This is a genomic window from Enterobacter sp. P82 (assembly GCF_037053385.1).
Lineage (GTDB): Bacteria > Pseudomonadota > Gammaproteobacteria > Enterobacterales > Enterobacteriaceae > Enterobacter.
Genome location: NZ_JBALHX010000001.1, coordinates 1,933,703 through 1,953,477 on the forward strand (window position 1 = coordinate 1,933,703; position 19,775 = coordinate 1,953,477).

15 protein-coding genes are annotated in these 19,775 nt (G+C 54.0%); 1 reads left to right on the plus strand and 14 read right to left on the minus strand.

What is annotated here, in order from left to right:
* Positions 1-105: 105 nt before the first annotated feature.
* From mukB to cmoM, 4 genes are read right to left on the minus strand one after another with little or no spacing between them, the layout of a single operon-like run.
* Positions 106-4,557, minus strand: a complete 4,452-nt coding sequence (gene mukB / locus WB237_RS09280) for a chromosome partition protein MukB (protein WP_336212488.1) — start codon at positions 4,555-4,557, stop codon at positions 106-108.
* The gene (mukE, locus tag WB237_RS09285; protein ID WP_028019236.1) at positions 4,557-5,261 is read right to left on the minus strand and encodes a chromosome partition protein MukE; all 705 of its coding nucleotides are present in this window, start codon (positions 5,259-5,261) and stop codon (positions 4,557-4,559) included. The genes mukB and mukE overlap by 1 nt, the downstream gene beginning before the upstream one ends.
* On the minus strand, positions 5,242-6,564 hold the full coding sequence (gene mukF / locus WB237_RS09290) for a chromosome partition protein MukF (protein ID WP_028019237.1): 1,323 nt from the start codon (positions 6,562-6,564) through the stop codon (positions 5,242-5,244). The genes mukE and mukF overlap by 20 nt, the downstream gene beginning before the upstream one ends.
* Positions 6,565-6,567: 3 nt before the next feature.
* Positions 6,568-7,347, minus strand: coding sequence for a tRNA uridine 5-oxyacetic acid(34) methyltransferase CmoM (gene cmoM / locus WB237_RS09295; protein WP_028019238.1), 780 nt, complete (start codon positions 7,345-7,347; stop codon positions 6,568-6,570).
* A gap of 124 nt (positions 7,348-7,471) precedes the next feature.
* Between cmoM and elyC the strand changes: the two genes are divergently transcribed.
* A complete protein-coding gene (gene elyC / locus WB237_RS09300; protein ID WP_336212490.1) occupies positions 7,472-8,251 on the plus strand; it encodes an envelope biogenesis factor ElyC in 780 nt (259 codons plus the stop codon).
* On the opposite strand, the gene WB237_RS09305 is transcribed toward elyC, so the two are convergent.
* The 10 genes from WB237_RS09305 to cmk form a co-directional block, all read right to left on the minus strand.
* Positions 8,228-9,121, minus strand: a complete 894-nt coding sequence (locus WB237_RS09305; RefSeq protein WP_049005477.1) for a YcbJ family phosphotransferase — start codon at positions 9,119-9,121, stop codon at positions 8,228-8,230. The genes elyC and WB237_RS09305 overlap by 24 nt on opposite strands.
* A 143-nt stretch (positions 9,122-9,264) precedes the next feature.
* Positions 9,265-10,011, minus strand: coding sequence for a 3-deoxy-manno-octulosonate cytidylyltransferase (gene kdsB, locus WB237_RS09310; protein ID WP_049005476.1), 747 nt, complete (start codon positions 10,009-10,011; stop codon positions 9,265-9,267).
* Entirely contained in the window at positions 10,008-10,190 is a 183-nt protein-coding gene (ycaR, locus tag WB237_RS09315) for a protein YcaR (RefSeq protein WP_006174474.1), read from the minus strand. The genes kdsB and ycaR overlap by 4 nt, the downstream gene beginning before the upstream one ends.
* Before the next feature lie 45 nt (positions 10,191-10,235).
* Positions 10,236-11,465 carry a winged helix-turn-helix domain-containing protein gene (locus WB237_RS09320; protein WP_336212494.1) on the minus strand — a complete coding sequence of 410 codons (1,230 nt, stop codon included), beginning with the start codon at positions 11,463-11,465 and terminating at the stop codon, positions 10,236-10,238.
* A gap of 44 nt (positions 11,466-11,509) precedes the next feature.
* Positions 11,510-12,487: a tetraacyldisaccharide 4'-kinase gene (lpxK, locus tag WB237_RS09325; protein ID WP_336212496.1), complete on the minus strand. Its 978-nt coding sequence runs from the start codon at positions 12,485-12,487 to the stop codon at positions 11,510-11,512.
* Entirely contained in the window at positions 12,484-14,232 is a 1,749-nt protein-coding gene (gene msbA, locus WB237_RS09330; protein ID WP_236920385.1) for a lipid A ABC transporter ATP-binding protein/permease MsbA, read from the minus strand. Before msbA ends, lpxK begins: the two co-directional genes overlap by 4 nt.
* 36 nt (positions 14,233-14,268) lie before the next feature.
* Positions 14,269-16,533, minus strand: a complete 2,265-nt coding sequence (locus WB237_RS09335) for a ComEC family protein (protein WP_336212498.1) — start codon at positions 16,531-16,533, stop codon at positions 14,269-14,271.
* Positions 16,534-16,748: 215 nt separating this feature from the next.
* Positions 16,749-17,036 carry an integration host factor subunit beta gene (ihfB, locus tag WB237_RS09340; protein ID WP_008499965.1) on the minus strand — a complete coding sequence of 96 codons (288 nt, stop codon included), beginning with the start codon at positions 17,034-17,036 and terminating at the stop codon, positions 16,749-16,751.
* A gap of 170 nt (positions 17,037-17,206) precedes the next feature.
* Entirely contained in the window at positions 17,207-18,880 is a 1,674-nt protein-coding gene (rpsA, locus tag WB237_RS09345; protein ID WP_008499966.1) for a 30S ribosomal protein S1, read from the minus strand.
* Between the two features lie 111 nt (positions 18,881-18,991).
* Positions 18,992-19,675 (minus strand): (d)CMP kinase, encoded by a 684-nt coding sequence (gene cmk, locus WB237_RS09350; RefSeq protein WP_013097305.1) that lies wholly within the window; start codon positions 19,673-19,675, stop codon positions 18,992-18,994.
* Positions 19,676-19,775: the final 100 nt, after the last annotated feature.

The following is a 19,775-nucleotide window of genomic DNA, read 5'->3' on the forward strand; positions in this document are numbered from 1 at the left end:
TTGCCTTACCTTATGTAAAGAAGTTTAAAGATAACGCAGCCCTAAGCACAAGTTAAGTTTAAAAAAAAAGCGGCGCCAATGCGCCGCTCCTGATCAGGAGACGCTTCAGGAAGCGTCCGCCGTGGTTTCCGGTAATGACTCTGGCGGCTGAGGGGCAAAACCACGCAGCCCAACAACGTGAACGTGTTCGCTGTTCTGGAACACCTTACGCACCAGCTTATAAGTGGTCCCTTTTTCAGGACTGATGTTTTCCGGTGCCGCAATGATGAGCTGCATATCAAGACGCTCGCAAAGCTCAAACAGCGTAGCAATAGAGCGGGCATCAAGACGCGCCGCTTCATCCAGGAACAACAGTCGACATGGGGAGATGTCTTTGCCGCGCAGGCGGCGTGCTTCATCTTCCCAGCTCTGTACCACCATCACCAGAATTGACATCCCGGTACCGATCGCTTCCCCCGTAGAGAGCGCCCCGGATTCCGCACGCAGCCAACCGTCGGAACCACGGTTAACCTCAACTTCCATTTCCAGGTAGTTACGATAATCCAGCAACTCTTCACCGATGGTTTGCGGTGTGCGTTGCCCCATATCAATCTGCGGGTTCAGGCGCTGATACAACTTCGCCAGGGCTTCAGAGAAGGTCAGACGGTTGCTGTTGAACAGATCCTGATGCTGTTCGTGCTGCTCTGAGAGCACTTCCAGCAGCGTCGCGTGGGCTTCACGCACATTGACGTTAAGACGCACACTGTTCACCTGGCCAAACGACACGCTCTGCAGACCCTGGTTCAACTGACGAATACGGTTCTGCTCGCGCTGAATGGTTTTGCGGATGATATTCGCCACGCTGCGAGAGCTGATCGCCAGCTTCTGCTCACGAGAGGTCAACTCTTCCGTCAGACGACCCAGTTCAATTTCCATCTGTTCGATAGCTTCAACCGGATCATCGGTACGAATGATATCCTGACGAATACGTTCACGCAGGTGCTGATAAACCGCCACGAAGAACTGAATTTTACGCTCTGGACGCTTCGGATCTTCCGACATACGCAGTACATCGCGCAGGTGTTCGTTATCCGCCACCGCCAGGCGCAACGCACCCAACGCCTTATCCGACATGGAGCGCAGTTCATCGGCAGAGAGGTACGCCAGTTCACGACGGTGCAGACGACGTTCAACGTTATTGTCTTTCACCATCCGCATTACTGCGCACCAGCCCGCCTTCGCGGTCACGACCTGCTCGCGCATTTCATGGTAGTCGCGCTCCAGTTTACGCAGGCGACGCGTCAGGTTATCCATTTCTGCTTCGCAGAAGGTCAGCGCTTTTTCCAGCTGATTGCGGCGTGCGCGGTTATTACTGAGCTGAGAATGCAGTTCGTCACGGCGAATACGCGCCCGTTCTTCTGCGCCGCTGTCGGCACGAACACCGATGTCCTGAAGCTCTTTCTGCAGGTCGTTTAACAGCTCTTTCTTGGTGTCGAAGGAGCTTTTCAGCGAGGCCAGCACCTGATTGTACTGGTTCAGCTGTGCCGAGTGGCTACGCATCGCTTCGCGGGCACGCGTACGTTCCGCTTCAGCCTGCTCAAGGCGCTGACGCAGCTTTTCATTCAGGTCGCTGTTGCCGCTCAGCATCTCAGCCGAATCGGAATAGCCGAAATGCGCACGACGCTGCACGACTTCCGTCAGGGCAAATGCCTGCTGACGCGCTTCGCGCTGCACCTGTTGCGACCAGGCATAGTCTTCTTTTAACTGCTCAAACTGTTCCGGGTCACTCTGCAGAACAGAGACAACCGACTCCAGCTTCGCCAGTTGATTACCATGCTGCTGAATGAAACGCGCGGCTTCCTGGGCTTCATCCAGACGTTCCTGGATCTCATCCACACGATCGGCCAGGGTTTCATCCGCCAGCAGATTCAGGCGTGGCAGAATGCGGTTAAGAGCAGCAACGCCCTCTTTCGCTTGTTCGAACTGAACACGGCTCTGCTGGTTGTCATTTTCATGACTGGCAATAGCTCGTTCCAGTTCACCGCGACGGGTATTGAGCTTTCGGATTTCCGCTTCCGGGTCAGCATCAAACGCCACGCCCAGGTGGCTGCCGATAAAGCGGCTAAATGCCTGGTGCAGACGCTGGGTTTTCTGGACGTCAAACGACAACGTCGCAAAACGTTCAGACAACGTTTCTCGCTCGGCGTGCAAACTTTCAATGCGGCTTTCACGAGCAGCGCGGCCAAACAGAGGCAGCTCAGGGAAGCGGGAATAACGCCACTGACGATCAGCGATTTTCACCACCACCGCTTTTTCCAGCTCGTCGACACTGAAGACGCTGTCATCGAACGACTGCGGATCCCCTTCGATCAGGTAGAGATCTTCCGGGCAATCTTCCAGACCTGCAAGCTGCTCGGAAACCAGTGACAAATCCGGCACCACAATCGCGTTACGCGATGGGCCATAGAGTGCTGAGAAGTACGGGGCATCGTCCAGTCCGACATCGTCGTAAATCTCGGACAACAGCACACCGCCGAAACGTTCAGCCAGGGTATTCAGACGCGGATCTTCCGCACCACCCGGCTGGCTTAAGCGTTCAATCTCTTCATCAACGTCACGCTTACGCGCGCCCACTTCATCACGCTCAACTATGGCCTCGCGCTCGCGCTCCAGCAGTTGCTGCAGGTATTCGGTCACTTCCTGGCTGGATGTAAACTCTTCGCCGCACTGCTCGCTGAGCTGGTTCAGGCTGCTCTGCGCCGCCAGCCAGACGGGTGCACGCTGCAACAGAGTTTGAGAACGAGACTGAAGCTGCTCCATCTCCTGACGCAGGGTCATACGCTGTTCGCTGGCGCTAGAGACGGTGTCGGAGAGTGCGGCGATACGCGCTTCCAGCTCCTGATGCAGAGCCTCGAGATCGTCGATATCGTAATTTTTACCCTGACGCTTGCAGAACTCCGCCAGCAGACGCTCCGCTTCCTGTTGCTCGCGCAAGCGCTGTTCCAGCTCGTTCAGACGCATACGCAGTGGCTGCATCTGCTCAGCCAGATGTCGCTGGTTCACGCCGTCGCGCAGCAATTCTCGGGCAATGTCCCATGCTTCATTGCGCGCCAATGGACCGTTAATCGCCACCACCAACTGATAAGCTTGTTCAAACTGGCTGTGTGCCGTTTGCGCGACGCTCATTTTCTGTTCGAGAGAGAGCAGCTTCTCGGTTGCTTCCTGCTCTTTAGCCTGGAAGGTATCCAGCCACTCATCTGCGCTTTCTGGTGTCAGATCAGGCAGGTGGCACAGCTCTTTTGCACGCTGTAACGCCTGTAATGCCTGTGTGTATTGAATTGCACGCGTCTGCTGCACATCCAGCGCCTGCTGATAATCAGCAAGCTGGCTTTTCAGCTCATCGACTTCCAGTTCGGCGGCTTCAGCGCGGGCTTCGTTCTCTTCCTGCATGTCGGCGGCTTCAGCCACCACTTCATTCTGTTCTTCGAGACGAATTTGCAGCTCATCGAGGTCCGCTTCGTAGCGTTCGATTTTCTCCTGCTGGCGCAGTGCGGTCTGCACCAGATTCAGGTGATCGCTGGCAGCCTGGTAATCCGCTTCCAGATCGCCCTCAGCACCGGTGTGCTCGCCCAACTCGCGCGCCATTTCGACGTGCTTATACTGCTCGGCCACCAGCTGTTTACGGGAGGTAAACAGCTCGCGACGGTACTCTAATGCCTGATCGAGATGCACGCGGCGCTCGTTGGCGTGACGCATATAGTCCGCCGCCACGTAGTTAGTGGCCTCGCTGATCAGGTGTTTAAACAGGTCACGGTCAGACTGGGTAACGCGAATCGCTTCCAGCGTCATGCGGTTTTCACGCAGTGCGGCTTCCATATCCTGGAAGGCCTTACGCACGCCGCTGTTTTCCGGCAGCAGGTAGTCTCGCAGCGAGCGGGTAATGGCGCTGGAGATACCACCGTACAACGACGCTTCGATCAGACGATAGTATTTGCTACGGTCTGATGCCGTGCGCAGACGACGCGCCACCACGCCCAGATCGAACATCAGCGAGTGGTAGTCGGTAATAGAATTGAACTGCTTGAACTGCACGCCTTCGATGGCTTCGAGCTTGTCTTTCAGCTCCTGCAGCGTCAGCACGCGCGCCTGGCGCTCGTTCAGGGTTTCCGTTAGCAGCGCCGTCGGCTGCACAGATGTTGGCAGCCCCTGGATCGCAAATGGTTTGATATCCACTTTACGGTCGCGACCCGCGACCTGCTGCAGGCGTACGCCCACTACCACACGCTGATGACGGGAGTTAATGACGTCCAGCACCGAATAGCAAACGCCAGCCTTCAGCTTACCGTGCAGACCTTTATCACGGGAGCCGCTTGTTGCCCCCGCCTCTGTGGTGTTACGGAAGTGCAGCAGCGTAAGGTCGGGAATCAGCGCCGTAACAAACGCCGCCATAGTGGTGGATTTACCCGCACCGTTACCGCCGGAGAGCGTCGTGACCAGCTCATCCAGATCGAACGTTCGGGCGAAGAAGCCGTTCCAGTTAATCAGCGTTAGTGAGCGAAATTTACCGCGTTCAATCATTACTCTTCCTCCCCGCTATCCGGCAGATTCTCTTCATGCTCATCATTGAGCTGCAAATGGTTTTCCACCGGCATCGCTTCACCATCGCGGATCATGCGAAGCTGCGCCTCACGCGCGTCATCGCCCGTACGCACATCGGCGCCGAAGCGGAAGACAGATTCCGTAATGCGGAATTTGCTGCTGTCGTGGCCCATAAACCAGACCATACCCAGACGACGCAGACGGTTCAGGGATGAACGAACCTTTTCCTGTAATTTCTGACGATCGAGATCCGACCCCGTGGAGCGGTTGTTCACCAGCTTAAGCAGCTTGCTCTCATCTGCCAGCGTCAACAGCTCGTCGTAAAGTTCCTGCTGGGTGAAGATCCCTTCATTCGCCAGACGTTCCGGGCTGAGATAGAGATAGCAAAGAATTTTGCCGACCATCATATCCAGCTCGGAGAGCACGGAGCGCGGAATCAGCGTCGTGGAGCGTGGGCGCAGGTAGAAAAACCCTTCCGGTGCGCGGATAAGCTCCACGTTATAGCGTGCATAAAACTCTTCCAGGTACTCCTGGAAATCCATCAAAAAGGCGTGATTATCCAGCTCGTCTAAGCCAATGTGACGACCGGCACGCAGCTGGCTGTCCAGCGCCGGAAATAACGGATTCGCCAGCGCCTGTGCCAGCTTAACTGGCATCACTTGTTCAATATTTGTCAATGACATGCGCCTGTACCTTGGCTCCGTAATCGTTAATTGGCTGCCACTTCGGCGGCAGTCCGGTGAAATCTGCTTGTGCGACACCCAGGCGCACCGCCTGGTCTACCACAATGCGGGCAACATCGAAGTGGCGTGCACGAGGATATTGCGCCAGATAGTCGCGCACCACGAGACCAAGATCCAGCGGCACTTGTCTGGTTTTGTAGACAGCGAGCTGTTCTTCGATCATGGCCGCAAGTTGCTCACGAATTTCGTTGAATTCTTCGTATTCCAGATCCGGTGGCAGTTCACCGGTAACCTCTTCATCACGCAGCGCCATCTCTTCGTCGCGCATATCCAGCAGACGATCGGCATTGGCGTAGGTCAGCGCCCACGGCGCATCGAAATAGGTCTGCACAGACTGACGCAGACGCTGGGCAAAGACGCGGTTTTTATCCATATCAATCGCGGTACGGATAAATTTATGCACATGGCGGTCGTAGCCGATCCACAGGTCGATCGACTGCTGTCCCCAGCTAATAATGCGATCGAGTTTACTCTGCAAATCAAAGACCAGACGGTCGACAAAATGCAGATCGTCATGTGCCATGGTCGCATCCTGAATGCGTAGCAGGTTGGCCTGGAGCTTATCCCCTGCGGCTTCCAGCGTATCCTGCAGCTCACGCAGCGTGCCGGAGGTTTCCGACAGCAGCAGTTCGCAGCTGGAGATGGCCGCGCGCCAGTCTTTGTTCAGCAGTTGCGCGATATCGTCCTTCACCTGCTGCTGCTGTTCGTCCATCAGACGCTGAGTCAGATCGATACTGTCGAAAATCTCCGCTACCGAGTATTTCAGCGGCGCGTAAACATTGCGGTGCCAGTGGAATTCGTCACCGTTTTCATCCGCCGCGTCGGCGGCACGCTTAAGTTCACCCGCCACGATCGAGAGCTGCATGGAAAGACGCAGCGTGGAAAATTCACGCTGGCGAATGTAGTAATCGGTGATGCCGATGCCCAGTGGCGTCAGGCGATAGATGGCGTTTCCTTCCGCCTGCTCGCTGGTAAAGCGGTTCAGCAGACGTTGACGCACCATATCGTTGATTGCGTTGTTGGCACGCACGCTAATGGTTTCGCTGGTTTGCTCAAACGCATCACTTACATGGCGGAACGCGTCCACCAGTTCACCCTCGCTCATTTCACCATCCAGCCGTTCGCCGTTCAGCGTGGCAACCGCCAGCAGGAAAGAGAGTCTGTCTACCGGCAGCGAGATGGAGAAATCGTTTTTCCTGGCCCAGGCAACCAGTTCGGGGACTGTCTGGGAAAATTCACTCATAGGTTATCCTTGCATCTGCGGCTTGTGCGCGGTGACGTGAATATAGCGGCCAAGGCTGATAAAAGGCTCCTGACGGCAATACCGCGTTTCTAATTCTGTTAAGGTGTCAAAACAGTCACGCTGTTTGTGTTTTTCACGCAGATAATCATGAAACACCCTGACGCCCGTCTTCCCAACGATCTGCCAGCCAATCTCTTCCAGCCAGCCGTACACCTGCTGTGGATCACGCGGATAGTCCGGGGAAAGCGTGCGCTTTTTCTTTTTTGGCATCCCGACCTGAACATAGTCGAAGTTACCTGCAACCATGTTATGCATCAGGAAGCCGTTAGCATTGTAGAACATCAGCGACAGTGTGCCGCCCGGGCGTAACATCGACCACAGTGTTTGTAACACGCTTTGCGGATCGGCAACCCACTCCAGCACCGCATGAAACAATATCAGATCAACCTGGGTTTCCAAATGCTGTGAGATATCCTGAGCGGCGCATTGTATAAAATGCATGTTGTCGCTCACACCTTTCTCTTCTGCTGCACGCGTCGCACGGGCGACCATTTCAGCAGAAAGATCGCAAAGCGTGACGTGATGACCGCGCTCGGCCATTTTTATCGCCGTCTGCCCTTCACCGCCTCCGGCGTCCAGCACACGCAACGTTTGACCGCCAAAGGTGGCAAGAATGTTGTCCAGATCCTGCCAGAGGATCGTCTGACGTAGCTGCCCTTTCGTGGTGCCATAAATGTTGCGCGAAAACTTTTCCGCGATGTCATCAAAATTGCGATCCCGCATTGGGAGAGTTCCACTCGCTAACTGCAAAACCGCTATTTTGTCACACCCGCGCGGAGAATGAACCTCTCTGGTGTAATATCACGGGTAATCATCTGCTATATGGTCAAAAAAGGAACCAAAAAGGATGCTTTTTACCCTTAAGAAATACATTGGAGGGATGATGCTTCCCCTTCCTCTGTTGCTCATCGTCATCGCGCTGGGGCTGGCACTGGTGTGGTTCAGTCGCTTTCAGAGAAGCGGCAAAACGCTTATCACGCTAGGCTGGTTTGTCTTGCTGCTGTTGAGCCTGCAGCCGGTCGCGGATGGCCTGTTACGCCCTATCGAAAATAAGTACCCGACATGGCAGGGAAATCAGAAAGTGGCGTACATCGTGGTACTGGGCGGCGGATATACCTGGGATCCAGACTGGGCCCCAAGTTCTAACCTGATCAACAATAGCTTGCCACGGTTAAACGAAGGTATTCGCCTGTGGCTTGCGAACCCGGGATCAAAAATGATCTTCACCGGCGCGGCGGCCAAAACGAACCCGGTGAGTACGGCTGAAGCAGGTGCCAGAGTCGCGGAATCACTCGGCGTGCCACGATCCGCTATCATCACTCTGGACAGCCCAAAAGATACCGAAGAAGAGGCGGCAGCAGTGAAGCAGGCGATTGGCGATGTCCCGTTCTTACTGGTGACCTCCGCCTCACACCTGCCACGAGCGATGATTTTCTTTGAAAAACAAGGTCTGCACCCGCTTCCTGCACCAGCAAACCAGATGGCCATTGATGCCCCGCTCAACCCATGGGAACGGGCGATCCCGTCCCCGGCGTGGCTGATGCACAGCGATCGCGTCGGCTATGAGACGCTCGGTCGCCTCTGGCAGTGGCTGAAAGGTTCCTCAGGCGAGCCAGGGCAAGAGTGATTTTGTCGCCAGATCGAAGTTTGCGCGATTGAAACGCCCGGTATTGACCAGTTGCGCGACTTCGTCCCAGAGCAGATAAAGCCAGCGTCGCCAGAGAAACGCTTCTGCAACGGGCGCGCGTTGAAGGTAGTGCCACAGTAAACCTTCCGCCGCCCCGCTGTCGCTGAGCCTGAATAACTCATATTCGCGCGGAGCCCAGAGCATGATCCCCGGCCCGACCATCGCCAGAAGCTGATCGCTGCGGGAATCTTTCAGCATACTACGCAGGGTAAAATTACCGTGGATCAGCACGCAGTTATCATTAAAGCCTTCAAACAGCGCCGGTAAACACTCGCGGGTGCGAAACAGAATACGTTTGTCCTGCATAGTTAAACCGGTGTTATTGAACTGGTTAAGCGTCCCCCACAGCACTTCAACCCGCTGGCGATACCACAGTGGCCACAGGTTTTCCTGGGTACTGTCAACCGGACCGACAAGTCCACGGCTATCCTGACGGTGCCAGGCCAGCAGCGCTTCGACTATCTGGTCCTTCAGCTGTTCCCAGCGTTCCGGCGTACGCGCCGGTGCTTCAACAGGTACGCCACGCAAACGCTCTATCAGCAGTACGTCCGGGCCGGGGTGTTCCTCATGGGTCATCACGCCGTACACCGTTGGCATACGGACGGTCCCCTCCCGTGCCAGCATCGACATTTTCCACGCAAGCTGCCTGGCAACACCCGGTGAGGTAAAACTTCTGGCCATCAGTGGCATTGGGTTACCCTGACTGTCATATAACGACCAGAGCGCGGTATCGGCCTTTTCACTCACGCACTCAACCCGGCTTAACTTCTCGCCCAGCAGATGGCTAAGTTCGGCACGCAGCTGTTCCATATGAGATTACCCCCATCAAGACTACTGCTTTTATAATGAGCGCGCAGAATGAAGATGTCACCCGGAAGAGATCAATTATGGAAAAGAAAGGGAAAAAATAGCAGGGAGAGAACATCCCCCCGAAAGGAGGGATGAAGGCGATATTAACGCAATTCGGCGCGGACGCGCTCAAGATCTTCTGGTGTATCAACGCCCGTTCCAGGCACTTCCATGGCAACAGCAACGTGGATTTTTTCACCGTACCAGAGCACACGAAGCTGCTCCAGCATTTCAATATGTTCCAACGGGCTGGGTGCCCAGGTGACATATCGACGAATAAAGCCGGCGCGATAGCCGTAAATCCCCAGATGGCGCAAGAATGAATCACCGATAGTCTCTTTAGAGAGCGCAAAGCGATCGCGATCCCACGGGATCGTGGCGCGGGAGAAATAGAGCGCATAACCTTCGGCATCCATCACCACCTTCACCGCATTCGGGTTGAATGCTTCTTCAGCGTGGTGAATGGGTACTGCGAGTGTGGCCATACCGACCTGACGTTGTGCCAGGTTTTCCGCCACCTGACGGATAATAACCGCCGGGATCATCGGCTCGTCGCCCTGGACGTTAACGATGACCGTATCGTCACTAAAACCGCATTTCTCAACCACTTCCGCCAGACGTTCAGTGCCGGACTGGTGATCGGCACGGGTCATGCACACCTCTCCGCCGACTGCCTCCACCGCGCGGGCGACGTCCGGATGATCGGTAGCAACGATAACGCGATCAGCACCCGATTCACGTGCACGCTCAAGGACATGCACAATCATCGGCTTGCCGTTGATATCCACCAGTGGTTTACCCGGCAGTCGCGTTGACGCATAACGCGCAGGAATAATGACAACAAAACTCATGGCTTGCTCTCTTCTGCCACCAGGGAGCGGGCTTCGTTTTCCAGCAATACCGGAATGCCGTCACGCAGCGGGAAAGCCAGACTGTCCAGCTTGCAAATCAGCTCTTGTTTGTCCTGGCTATAGTAGAGTTTGCCGTTGCACACCGGGCAGGCAATAATTTCAAGTAAACGGTGATCCATAGTTCCTCCGTATGGGTAATCATTAAAGCTTACCACATTCCCTTTTCAGAGAGTGCCTGTTTCCCAGCCACTTCGGCAGGTTGTAAACAGTCCGTCAGGTACCCGCCCCAAAGTTACGTTACTGGCCCCCTGCCAGCGAGCAAAGTCGCTTATAGCGGACGCTAACCCTCTTTCCAGACTCGCTGACACTCTGATACCCTCTTCCAGATAGAGCGCGATGACCTCAAGCGTATCGGTTTTACGGTGCATTTTGGCGTCCATGCGCCCGACAAGCTGCCCCTTGTGCAGCAGAGGCAGAACAAAGTAACCATACTGGCGCTTCGGGGCTGGAGTGTAGCACTCCAGTCGGTAAGTAAAACCGAACAGTTGCTCGGCTCTTTTTCTGTCCCAAACCACCGGATCGAAAGGAGACAGCACCGCGCTATGTGTTGCCTGAAGTTTTCCTTCCTGAGCCTGAGGCAGAAGCGGAAGTAGCTCCGAATGCAGCCACATTTCTCCCAGTGTTTCCACTGTGACGGGAACGACTCGCTGTTCGCGCTGCCATATTTCCAGCAATGGTTTCAGCGCGGGCTGGCGCAGGCGGTAATAATCTGCCAGCCACTGTGGGCGGAAAATACCCAGACTGCGGGCACTATTCTCCAGCATGACATCCTCAGCCGCTTCCTGAGTCAATAAGTCACGCTCATCGTCCCAGTGAGGCATTACACGGTGAGTCAGATCATATACACGCTGAAAATTACGCCGTTCAATTACCATGACCTGGCCTGACGTGAACAGTCCTTCGAGATGGCGTTTGTGCGGCTTCCACTCCCACCAGCCACTTGTACCTTTTCGCGGATGCTCAAAATCGGCAGAACGTACAGGTCCGTTTTCCTGAATGTGGCGGATGAGTTGCTCAATCTCAGTTGCATGTTCCAGCATCCACTCTTGCCGGTACTTCCAGCCCATTTTCTCCGGAGCAAGCATCCGGTGACGAACCAGAGCAAAATCATTGCGAGGCAGGAAACAGGCTTCGTGCGCCCAGTACTCCATTAACTCCCCTTTGCTGAGAGCCTCATCCAGCCATTGCGAGGGATAATTCCCCAGACGGCTAAACAGCACCAGATAAGGGCTACGGGCCACGATGTTAATGGTGTCGATTTGAAGTAGCGACATGCGCTGGATGGTAGAGAGGATATCGGCAGATTGCGCGCGGCGACGGGGTTTTTTGAGTAACCCCTGCGCAGCAAGGTGCAAATTACGTGCGGCTGAAAGTGAGAGTTGCGGTAAAGACATGCGTTTTCCTGTCAGTCAAAGCGCCACCAGAACCGCGTAAGCCTTCACTTCACCAACGCGATCAGTTCCTTGAGTAATTGTTCCGGCTGCTCGCCGCTGAGTTCAGCGTCAACCGGCAGGTACCACCAGTTTTCTTTTGCAAAGGCACGGCATTTCACCGCATCTTTTTCGGTCATGATCAGCGTCTGTCCCGGCATAGTCAGGGCATCGACCTGCTCTTCCACCAGCGCCTGATGGTCGGCCAGCGGCACACATTTTTCAAGCTGTGCACCACACAGTTCCAGCGTCGTGAAGAAACGTGGAGGATGGCCAATACCAGCCATCGCCACCAGAGCGGGAAGTTGTGCGACTTCCCTTCGTTCCCCGGTCAGCAAATTCACCGCCAGACCAGGATGGAGATGCATAGGGATTTCACCCGTTTTTGCCACACCACCATTCACAATGACCGCATCTACGGATTTCAGACGTGAAGCGCGTTCACGCATCGGCCCGGCCGGCAGCCACCAGCCATTGCCAAAACGACGAACGCCATCAATAACCACAATCTCTTTGTCACGTGCCAGAGCATAATGCTGCAGGCCATCATCAGTGATGATAATGTTAACTGCGTGTTCTGCAAGCAGTGCCTGCACGGCGTCGCTGCGCACCGGAGACACCGCAACCGGAGCGCCGGTCCGCTGGTAAATTAAAACTGGTTCATCACCCGCTTCAGCAGTCGATGTTTGATCCGTAAGCAACAGTGGGTAATGCGTTGCCTTACCACCATACCCGCGCGACACTACGCCGGGGCGTATACCGCGTTTTTGCAACTGTTCCACCAGCCAGATAACGACTGGCGTTTTACCGTTACCACCTGCGGTGAGGTTACCGACAACCACAACCGGAACCGGCGCACGCCATGCGCGTTTGAGCCCCAGACGATAAAGAAGACGAATGACACCGCTCACCAGGCCATACAGCCAGGAGAGCGGCAGAAGCAGTAGCCACAGCGGTGATTCACCGGACCAGATGCGTGCAATCATGCGCCAAACTGCATCTTATGAAGCTGGGCGTACACACCACGGTGCTCCAGCAAATCAGTATGGCTTCCACGTTCAACAATGATGCCATCTTCAACCACGACGATTTCATCAGCCTGCTCGATAGTTGACAGACGGTGTGCAATCACCAGTGATGTACGGTTCTTTTGCAGTTCATCCAGAGCTGACTGAATCGCGCGTTCCGATTCTGTATCCAGTGCCGAGGTCGCTTCATCAAGGATCAGAATCGGGCTGTCACGCAGTAACGCACGCGCGATGGCAATACGTTGACGCTGCCCACCAGAGAGTAGCACCCCGTTCTCACCGATTATGGTATCCAGACCGTTATCCATCTTGTTGATAAAGTCCATTGCGTACGCCATACGCGCGGCGTTTTCAATCTGCTCGCGGCTGTACTCATCAGTGCGTGCATAAGCAATGTTGTTTGCAACAGTATCGTTGAACAGATGCACGTTCTGTGAGACCAGCGCAACCTGGTTACGCAGCGACTGCAGGGTGTACTCTCGCAGGTCGTGACCATCCAACAGAATCTCACCTTCGTTGATATCGTAGAAACGGGTGATCAGGCTGGCAATGGTCGATTTACCAGAACCGGAACGACCAACCAGCGCAACGGTTTTCCCCGCCGGAATGGTCAGGTTTATATTGCGCAGGGCCGGAGCTTCGCGGCCAGGATAGGTGAAGGTCACATTGCGGAACTCAACGTCGCCGTTCGCACGCTCAATGACACGTTTACCTTCATCCTTCTCCTGCTCGGAATCCAGAATACTGAAGAGAGTCTGACAAGCAGCCATCCCACGCTGGAACTGGGCATTTACGTTTGTCAGCGATTTCAGCGGACGCATCAGCGCAATCATCGAGGAAAAGACCACGGTGATAGTACCTGCCGTCAGCGTCTCCATCACGCTAGGGAAGCTGGCCGCATACAGAACGAATGCCAGTGCCAGAGAGGCAATCAGCTGAATGACAGGGTCAGAGATTGAAGAGGCCGACACCATTTTCATCCCCTGCAGACGCATTTTATTGCTGACTTTATCGAAGCGTTTGGTTTCGACTTCCTGCCCGCCGAAAATCAACACCTCTTTATGTCCTTTCAGCATCTGTTCTGCACTGGTCGTCACCTGCCCCATGGTGTTCTGCATATTCTTACTGATATTGCGGAAACGTTTTGAGACGACACGAATCGCCACAGAAACCACCGGAGCCAGAACAATGAGAATGAGCGACAGCTGCCAGCTGTAATAGAACATCATCGCGAACAGGCCGATAATCGACGCTCCCTCACGCACAACAGTAATCAGTGCACTTGATGACGAAGACGCAACCTGCTCTGAATCATAGGTAATACGGGACAGCAACGTCCCTGTAGACTGCTTGTCAAAGAACGAGACCGGCATGCCCATCATGTGACTGAACAAGCGGCGACGCATAGTCATAACCACTTTTCCTGATACCCAGGAAATGCAGTAACTGGAGATATAGCTGGTGATGCCGCGTAAGATCATCAGTCCGATAACCACCAGAGGCATCCATAGCAACACTGAGCGATCCGTTTTACCAAAACCGTCGTCCAGTAACGGTTTAAGAAGCGATAGCATAAAAGTATCGCTGGCTGCGTTGAGGATTAACGCTACACCCGCCACGATCAAGCCTGGTTTAAAGGGCGCAATCATCGGCCAGAGTCGGCGGAAGGTTTGCCACGTGGAGAGATCTTTGTCGTTATGCATTCAAAAAACCAGCATTTGTTGAAATAGCCGCATATTCTACCCGTTATCTACGGGCGCGCCAAACCACTGATGATACCAACGTGGTAAAAATTGATCTCGCAAGCGCAGGATTTGCCAGCGATGTTGCGAAAATGTCACTGATATTTGTCCAGAATGGGGGGTATCGTGCCAGATATACCCCTCTTTTCGGTAACGTCGAACCACTTTAGCCGACGGGAATCGCCATGCGTTATAGCGTGCCGCCGAATCCAGTGCAATTTGCCCTTCTACACGTTGAACCAGTGGCAATGAAGAAGACGTATTGCTGCCATGATGGGGTACCTGTATGAGCGTGGACGTCACATTGCGCCAGTAATGGCTAAGCATTGCCTGTTCCGCTTGCGCTTCAATGTCCCCCGTCAGCAGAACACTCTGCTCGCCGTCGTCAATTTTTACCACACAGGAGTGGTTGTTCCCTTGAGCAGGATAATTTTCAGGTGGCCAATGGACGGTGAAAGTTAACTTCTGCCATACCCATTTCTGCCCGCGGAAACAGGGGTGATGTCCTGCCAGGCGTAATGGACTTCTTATCCACAGCTCAGTCCATGCTTTTTGCAGCGATACCAGCCCTCCCGCATGGTCAAGATGCTCATGACTGAGAATTACGCCTTCTGGTCGCAGGTGATGCCAGCGAAGCCACGGAATAATTAACCGCTGCGCACTATCGCCACCTGGCCAGGCGAGCCCGGTATCATAGAGAATCGCTTTTCCCTGCCGTTCAATGACCATTGCCAGCCCCTGCCCCACATCCAGCATATGCAGCGTCCAGCTCTCGCTTTTTGCCGTTCGCCAGAGTGGAAATGTGAGTAAGACACTTCCAGCCAGACAAATGGCCGGGACACTGCGCCATGCATGGAATCGCCAGCCAACAATGATAAGCCAGGGGAGTAATGTGAGGGACTGCCAGCGTTGATCCACATCCTGCCAGCCATCAGGCAAGCGCATCAGCAGCCAGAACAATACCGCCAGAGACTTATCGGCTGCAAACCAGATAGCACTTTCCAGGGCCGTCAGTGGCAGCAGATGGAGCAGCATACCAAGCAGAATCAGTGGGACGGAGACCAATGTCACCAGAGGTACGGCAAAGAGATTCGCAACCAGGGAAGAGATGCTGAAGCCATGGAAAATCAGAACCTGCAAAGGCATAAGCAACAGCAGCATTCCTATCTGAAGATAAAGCAGATTCAGTAGTGGCCGCATCCAGCGAACCCTGCGCCCGTGAGGAAGAGGCAACCACTGAAACCAGAAAATTAGTGCAGCAACGGCAAAGGCTGACAAGAGCAGACTCTGTGAAAGCACAGCTAATGGATCGCTTATCAGGATCGCCGCAACACAACTACACCAGACCTGCCATGGGGACCATTGACGGGCGGCGATCCGCAACGCCGCCAGCACAGTAATGGCGGTGACTGTTCGCAATGCCGGGGGTTGCAGACCAGTAAGCCAGGCGTAGAAGGCAGCAAAAACCACCCCAGCCAGCAGAGGCATCTGCCAGCGGACCCAGTGGCAGGGTAATAAAAACTGGAACCCACGTGCGAGTAACCAGGCGATGGATGCCGCCATCGCGATATGCAGGCCTGAAATTGCCATCAGATGGAGTGTGCCAGTTTCCCGCATCAGGTCTTTTATTTCCTGGGGTACGTTCAGACGTTCGCCCATCCCCAACCCGAGAATAACAGCCCCCCAGTGATAAGAAGAAAGCCGGTTTTGCAGTGATATCAGGTATTGAGCACGCAGGCTACAGCGTCCATCGACGAGTTCCGCATGGGTGAAGCGCCCACTCAGTGTTTGATGTTGGGCAAACGCGCTTCGCTGAAGATCGTAGCCCCCGTCGTTTAATTCTCCATGTACAGGCCTGAGTTTGAGCGTCATGGCCCAGCGCTGGCCGGCACAAACCGTTTGCGGCAGTGCATTGCCATACAATGTTACGCCAGCAGATGTCCACCCTCGTTGACCATCTACGCTGAGAATCTTTCCCTGATGCATTGTTTCACCATCAGTGGCAGTAATCTCTACCTGAGCACGTACCGCATCTGACGTTAAATGTTGCATCGGCCAGATGCTCTCTTGAGCAGCAAGAATCCCCCATACGCAAAATAATAAACCGATCCCCACATATTTCAGTCGTACGCGCCGCTGCGCGGCAAGCCCTATTCCGCCAACAATCATTATCCACACGAAATAGCGTGATGGCAGTTCAGGTAACCAGAGTAACGGTGTTATCGCCAGAATGGCGCAGACGCTCATAGCGGGAATACCCATTGCTACCTCCCAGTCTCAGGAGAGGTAGTATCCTGGCAGGCAGGATGAGCCGTCAGTTGAGAAAAATGCGTTTTACAGCAAGCGCTGTAATGATTTTATCGGTTTGCAGAATACAGAATGGAAAATGCGTGGTGTCTTCAGAATTGATGCGACAAAGACAAAAAAAGCACCCGCAGGTGCTTTCTTTCGAACCCAGTTTAACCCGATAGTTAAACTCAGTTGCCGTAAATGTTGGCGCGATCGCGCAGTTCTTTACCCGGCTTAAAGTGCGGAACGTACTTGCCTTCCAGCTCGACTTTATCACCAGTTTTCGGGTTACGCCCGGTACGTGGAGCACGATAGTGCAGAGAAAAACTACCGAAACCGCGGATTTCAATGCGCTCGCCCTGGGCAAGAGTGGAGGCCATATGCTCCAGCATCTCTTTTACGGCATCTTCCACTGCCTTGGCAGGGATATGCGGTTGCTGACTGGCAAGTCTTTCAATCAATTCTGACTTGGTCATGATTCCTCCGGTTCCTTTCAAACCAATTAGCTGAATAGCTCATTAAACAAGGGCGGCCGTAGCCGCCCTTTGTTATTGATTACAGGACGAATCCTGCAATCTGTCAAGTTTGCTCCTCATCCTTCGCGCTGTAAATGCGTTACAGCTCAAATGATGCTGAGAACTTGATATTACTCGCCTTTAGCTGCTTTGAAAGCTTCAGCCATTGCGTTGTTAGAGAAGTTTGCATCTTCCTGTTTGTTAACAGTTGCGATTGCATCTTTCTCATCAGCTTCGTCTTTAGCACGAACAGACAGGCTGATTGCACGGTTCTTACGATCAACGCCGGTGAACTTAGCTTCAACGTCGTCGCCTACGTTCAGAACCAGAGTGGCATCTTCAACGCGGTCACGGGAAGCTTCAGAAGCGCGCAGGTAACCTTCAACGCCGTCAGCCAGTTCTACGGTTGCGCCTTTAGCGTCAACTGCAGTCACTTTACCGTTTACGATTGCGCCTTTCTTGTTCAGTGCAACCCAGTTGTTGAACGGATCTTCTGCGAGCTGTTTAACGCCCAGGGAGATACGCTCACGCTCTGCGTCAACCTGCAGAACAACTGCAGCGATTTCGTCGCCTTTTTTGTATTCACGAACTGCTTCTTCGCCTGCAACGTTCCAGGAGATGTCAGACAGGTGAACCAGGCCATCGATGCCGCCGTCCAGGCCGATGAAGATACCGAAGTCAGTGATAGACTTGATTTTACCTTCAACACGGTCACCCTTGTTGTGGGTTTCCGCGAACTGCTGCCATGGGTTGTTTTTGCACTGTTTCAGGCCCAGGGAGATACGACGACGTTCTTCGTCGATATCCAGAACCATCACTTCCACTACATCACCAACGTTAACAACTTTGGATGGGTGGATGTTTTTGTTGGTCCAGTCCATTTCGGAAACGTGCACCAGACCTTCAACGCCTTCTTCGATTTCAACGAAGCAGCCGTAGTCAGTCAGGTTTGTAACGCGACCAGTCAGTTTAGTACCTTCTGGGTAACGCTTAGCGATAGCTACCCATGGATCTTCGCCCAGCTGTTTCAGGCCGAGGGATACACGAGTACGCTCGCGGTCGAACTTCAGCACTTTAACAGTGATTTCGTCGCCCACGTTCACGATTTCGCTTGGGTGCTTAACGCGTTTCCACGCCATGTCGGTGATGTGCAGCAGGCCATCAACGCCGCCCAGGTCAACGAATGCGCCGTAGTCAGTGAGGTTCTTAACGATACCTTTGACTTCCATGCCTTCCTGCAGGTTTTCCAGCAGCTGATCGCGTTCTGCGCTGTTTTCGGACTCGATAACAGCACGACGGGAAACAACAACGTTGTTACGCTTCTGGTCCAGCTTGATTACTTTGAACTCAAGCTCTTTGCCTTCCAGGTGCAGGGTGTCACGGACTGGACGAACGTCTACCAGAGAACCTGGCAGGAACGCACGAATACCATTCAGCTCAACAGTGAAGCCACCTTTAACTTTGCCGTTGATAACACCGACCACAGTTTCAGCTTCTTCGTAAGCTTTTTCCAGCGTGATCCATGCTTCGTGACGTTTAGCTTTCTCACGAGAAAGCAGGGTTTCACCGAAGCCGTCTTCTACTGCGTCCAGAGCAACGTCAACTTCGTCACCAACCTGGATTTCCAGCTCGCCCTGGGCGTTTTTGAACTGCTCTGCCGGAATGGCGGACTCAGATTTCAGACCGGCGTCAACCAGTACTACGTCTTTGTCGATAGCAACAACAACACCGCGAACGATGGAACCCGGACGGGTTTCGATTTCTTTTAAGGATTCTTCAAACAGTTGAGCAAAAGATTCAGTCATGTTTAATCTTCAGGTTAATATTAACGTCCACCTGGCTCCGTGCCGGATGGGGTTGTTTCACATACCCGCCGTCATTCCATTGCAGCGGGGGTACTGCTAAATCGGTCGCGATTACGCGAGTGCCAGTTTTTGGCGCGCATATTGTAGCGCTTTTTCAATCACTTGCTCAATAGTTAAACTGGTTGAATCCAGAACTAATGCATCTTCTGCAGGAACAAGTGGGGCGACGGCGCGGTTACGATCGCGGTCATCACGCTCTTTTATCTCGGATAAAAGGCGATCAAAGTTAACACTAAACCCCTTCTCCTGCAACTGAAGCATGCGGCGTTGAGCACGTTCTTCAGAAGAGGCGTCAAGGAAAATTTTCACTGGTGCATCAGGGAATACCACGGTTCCCATATCACGTCCGTCAGCAATCAGACCTGGCGCTTCACGGAAAGCGCGCTGACGGCGTAACAGAGCTTCGCGAACACGCGGGAAAGCCGCCACCTGAGAGGCGGCGTTAGCGACCTCCTGAGTACGAATTTCGCCGCTCACATCTTCCCCTTCGAGAATCACTTCCAGGTTGCCATCGGTCGAGACAAAACGCACATCCAGATGCGCAGCCAGCGGGACCAGCGCTTCTTCAGACGCAACATCCACATGATGATGCAGCGCTGCCAGAGCCAGCACGCGATAGATTGCTCCCGAATCTAAAAGATGCCATTGCAATGCTTCCGCCATCGCTTTGCACAGAGTACCTTTCCCTGCGCCACTAGGCCCATCAATGGTGATTACCGGGGCAACTGCCGTCATCTTTTTCTCCTTAAATAAGGCATACCGTTAACATGAACGCCGCGCATTATACGCGCCAACGTGCGCAACTGTTACCTTTGCGTGCAAATTACGGAATGAT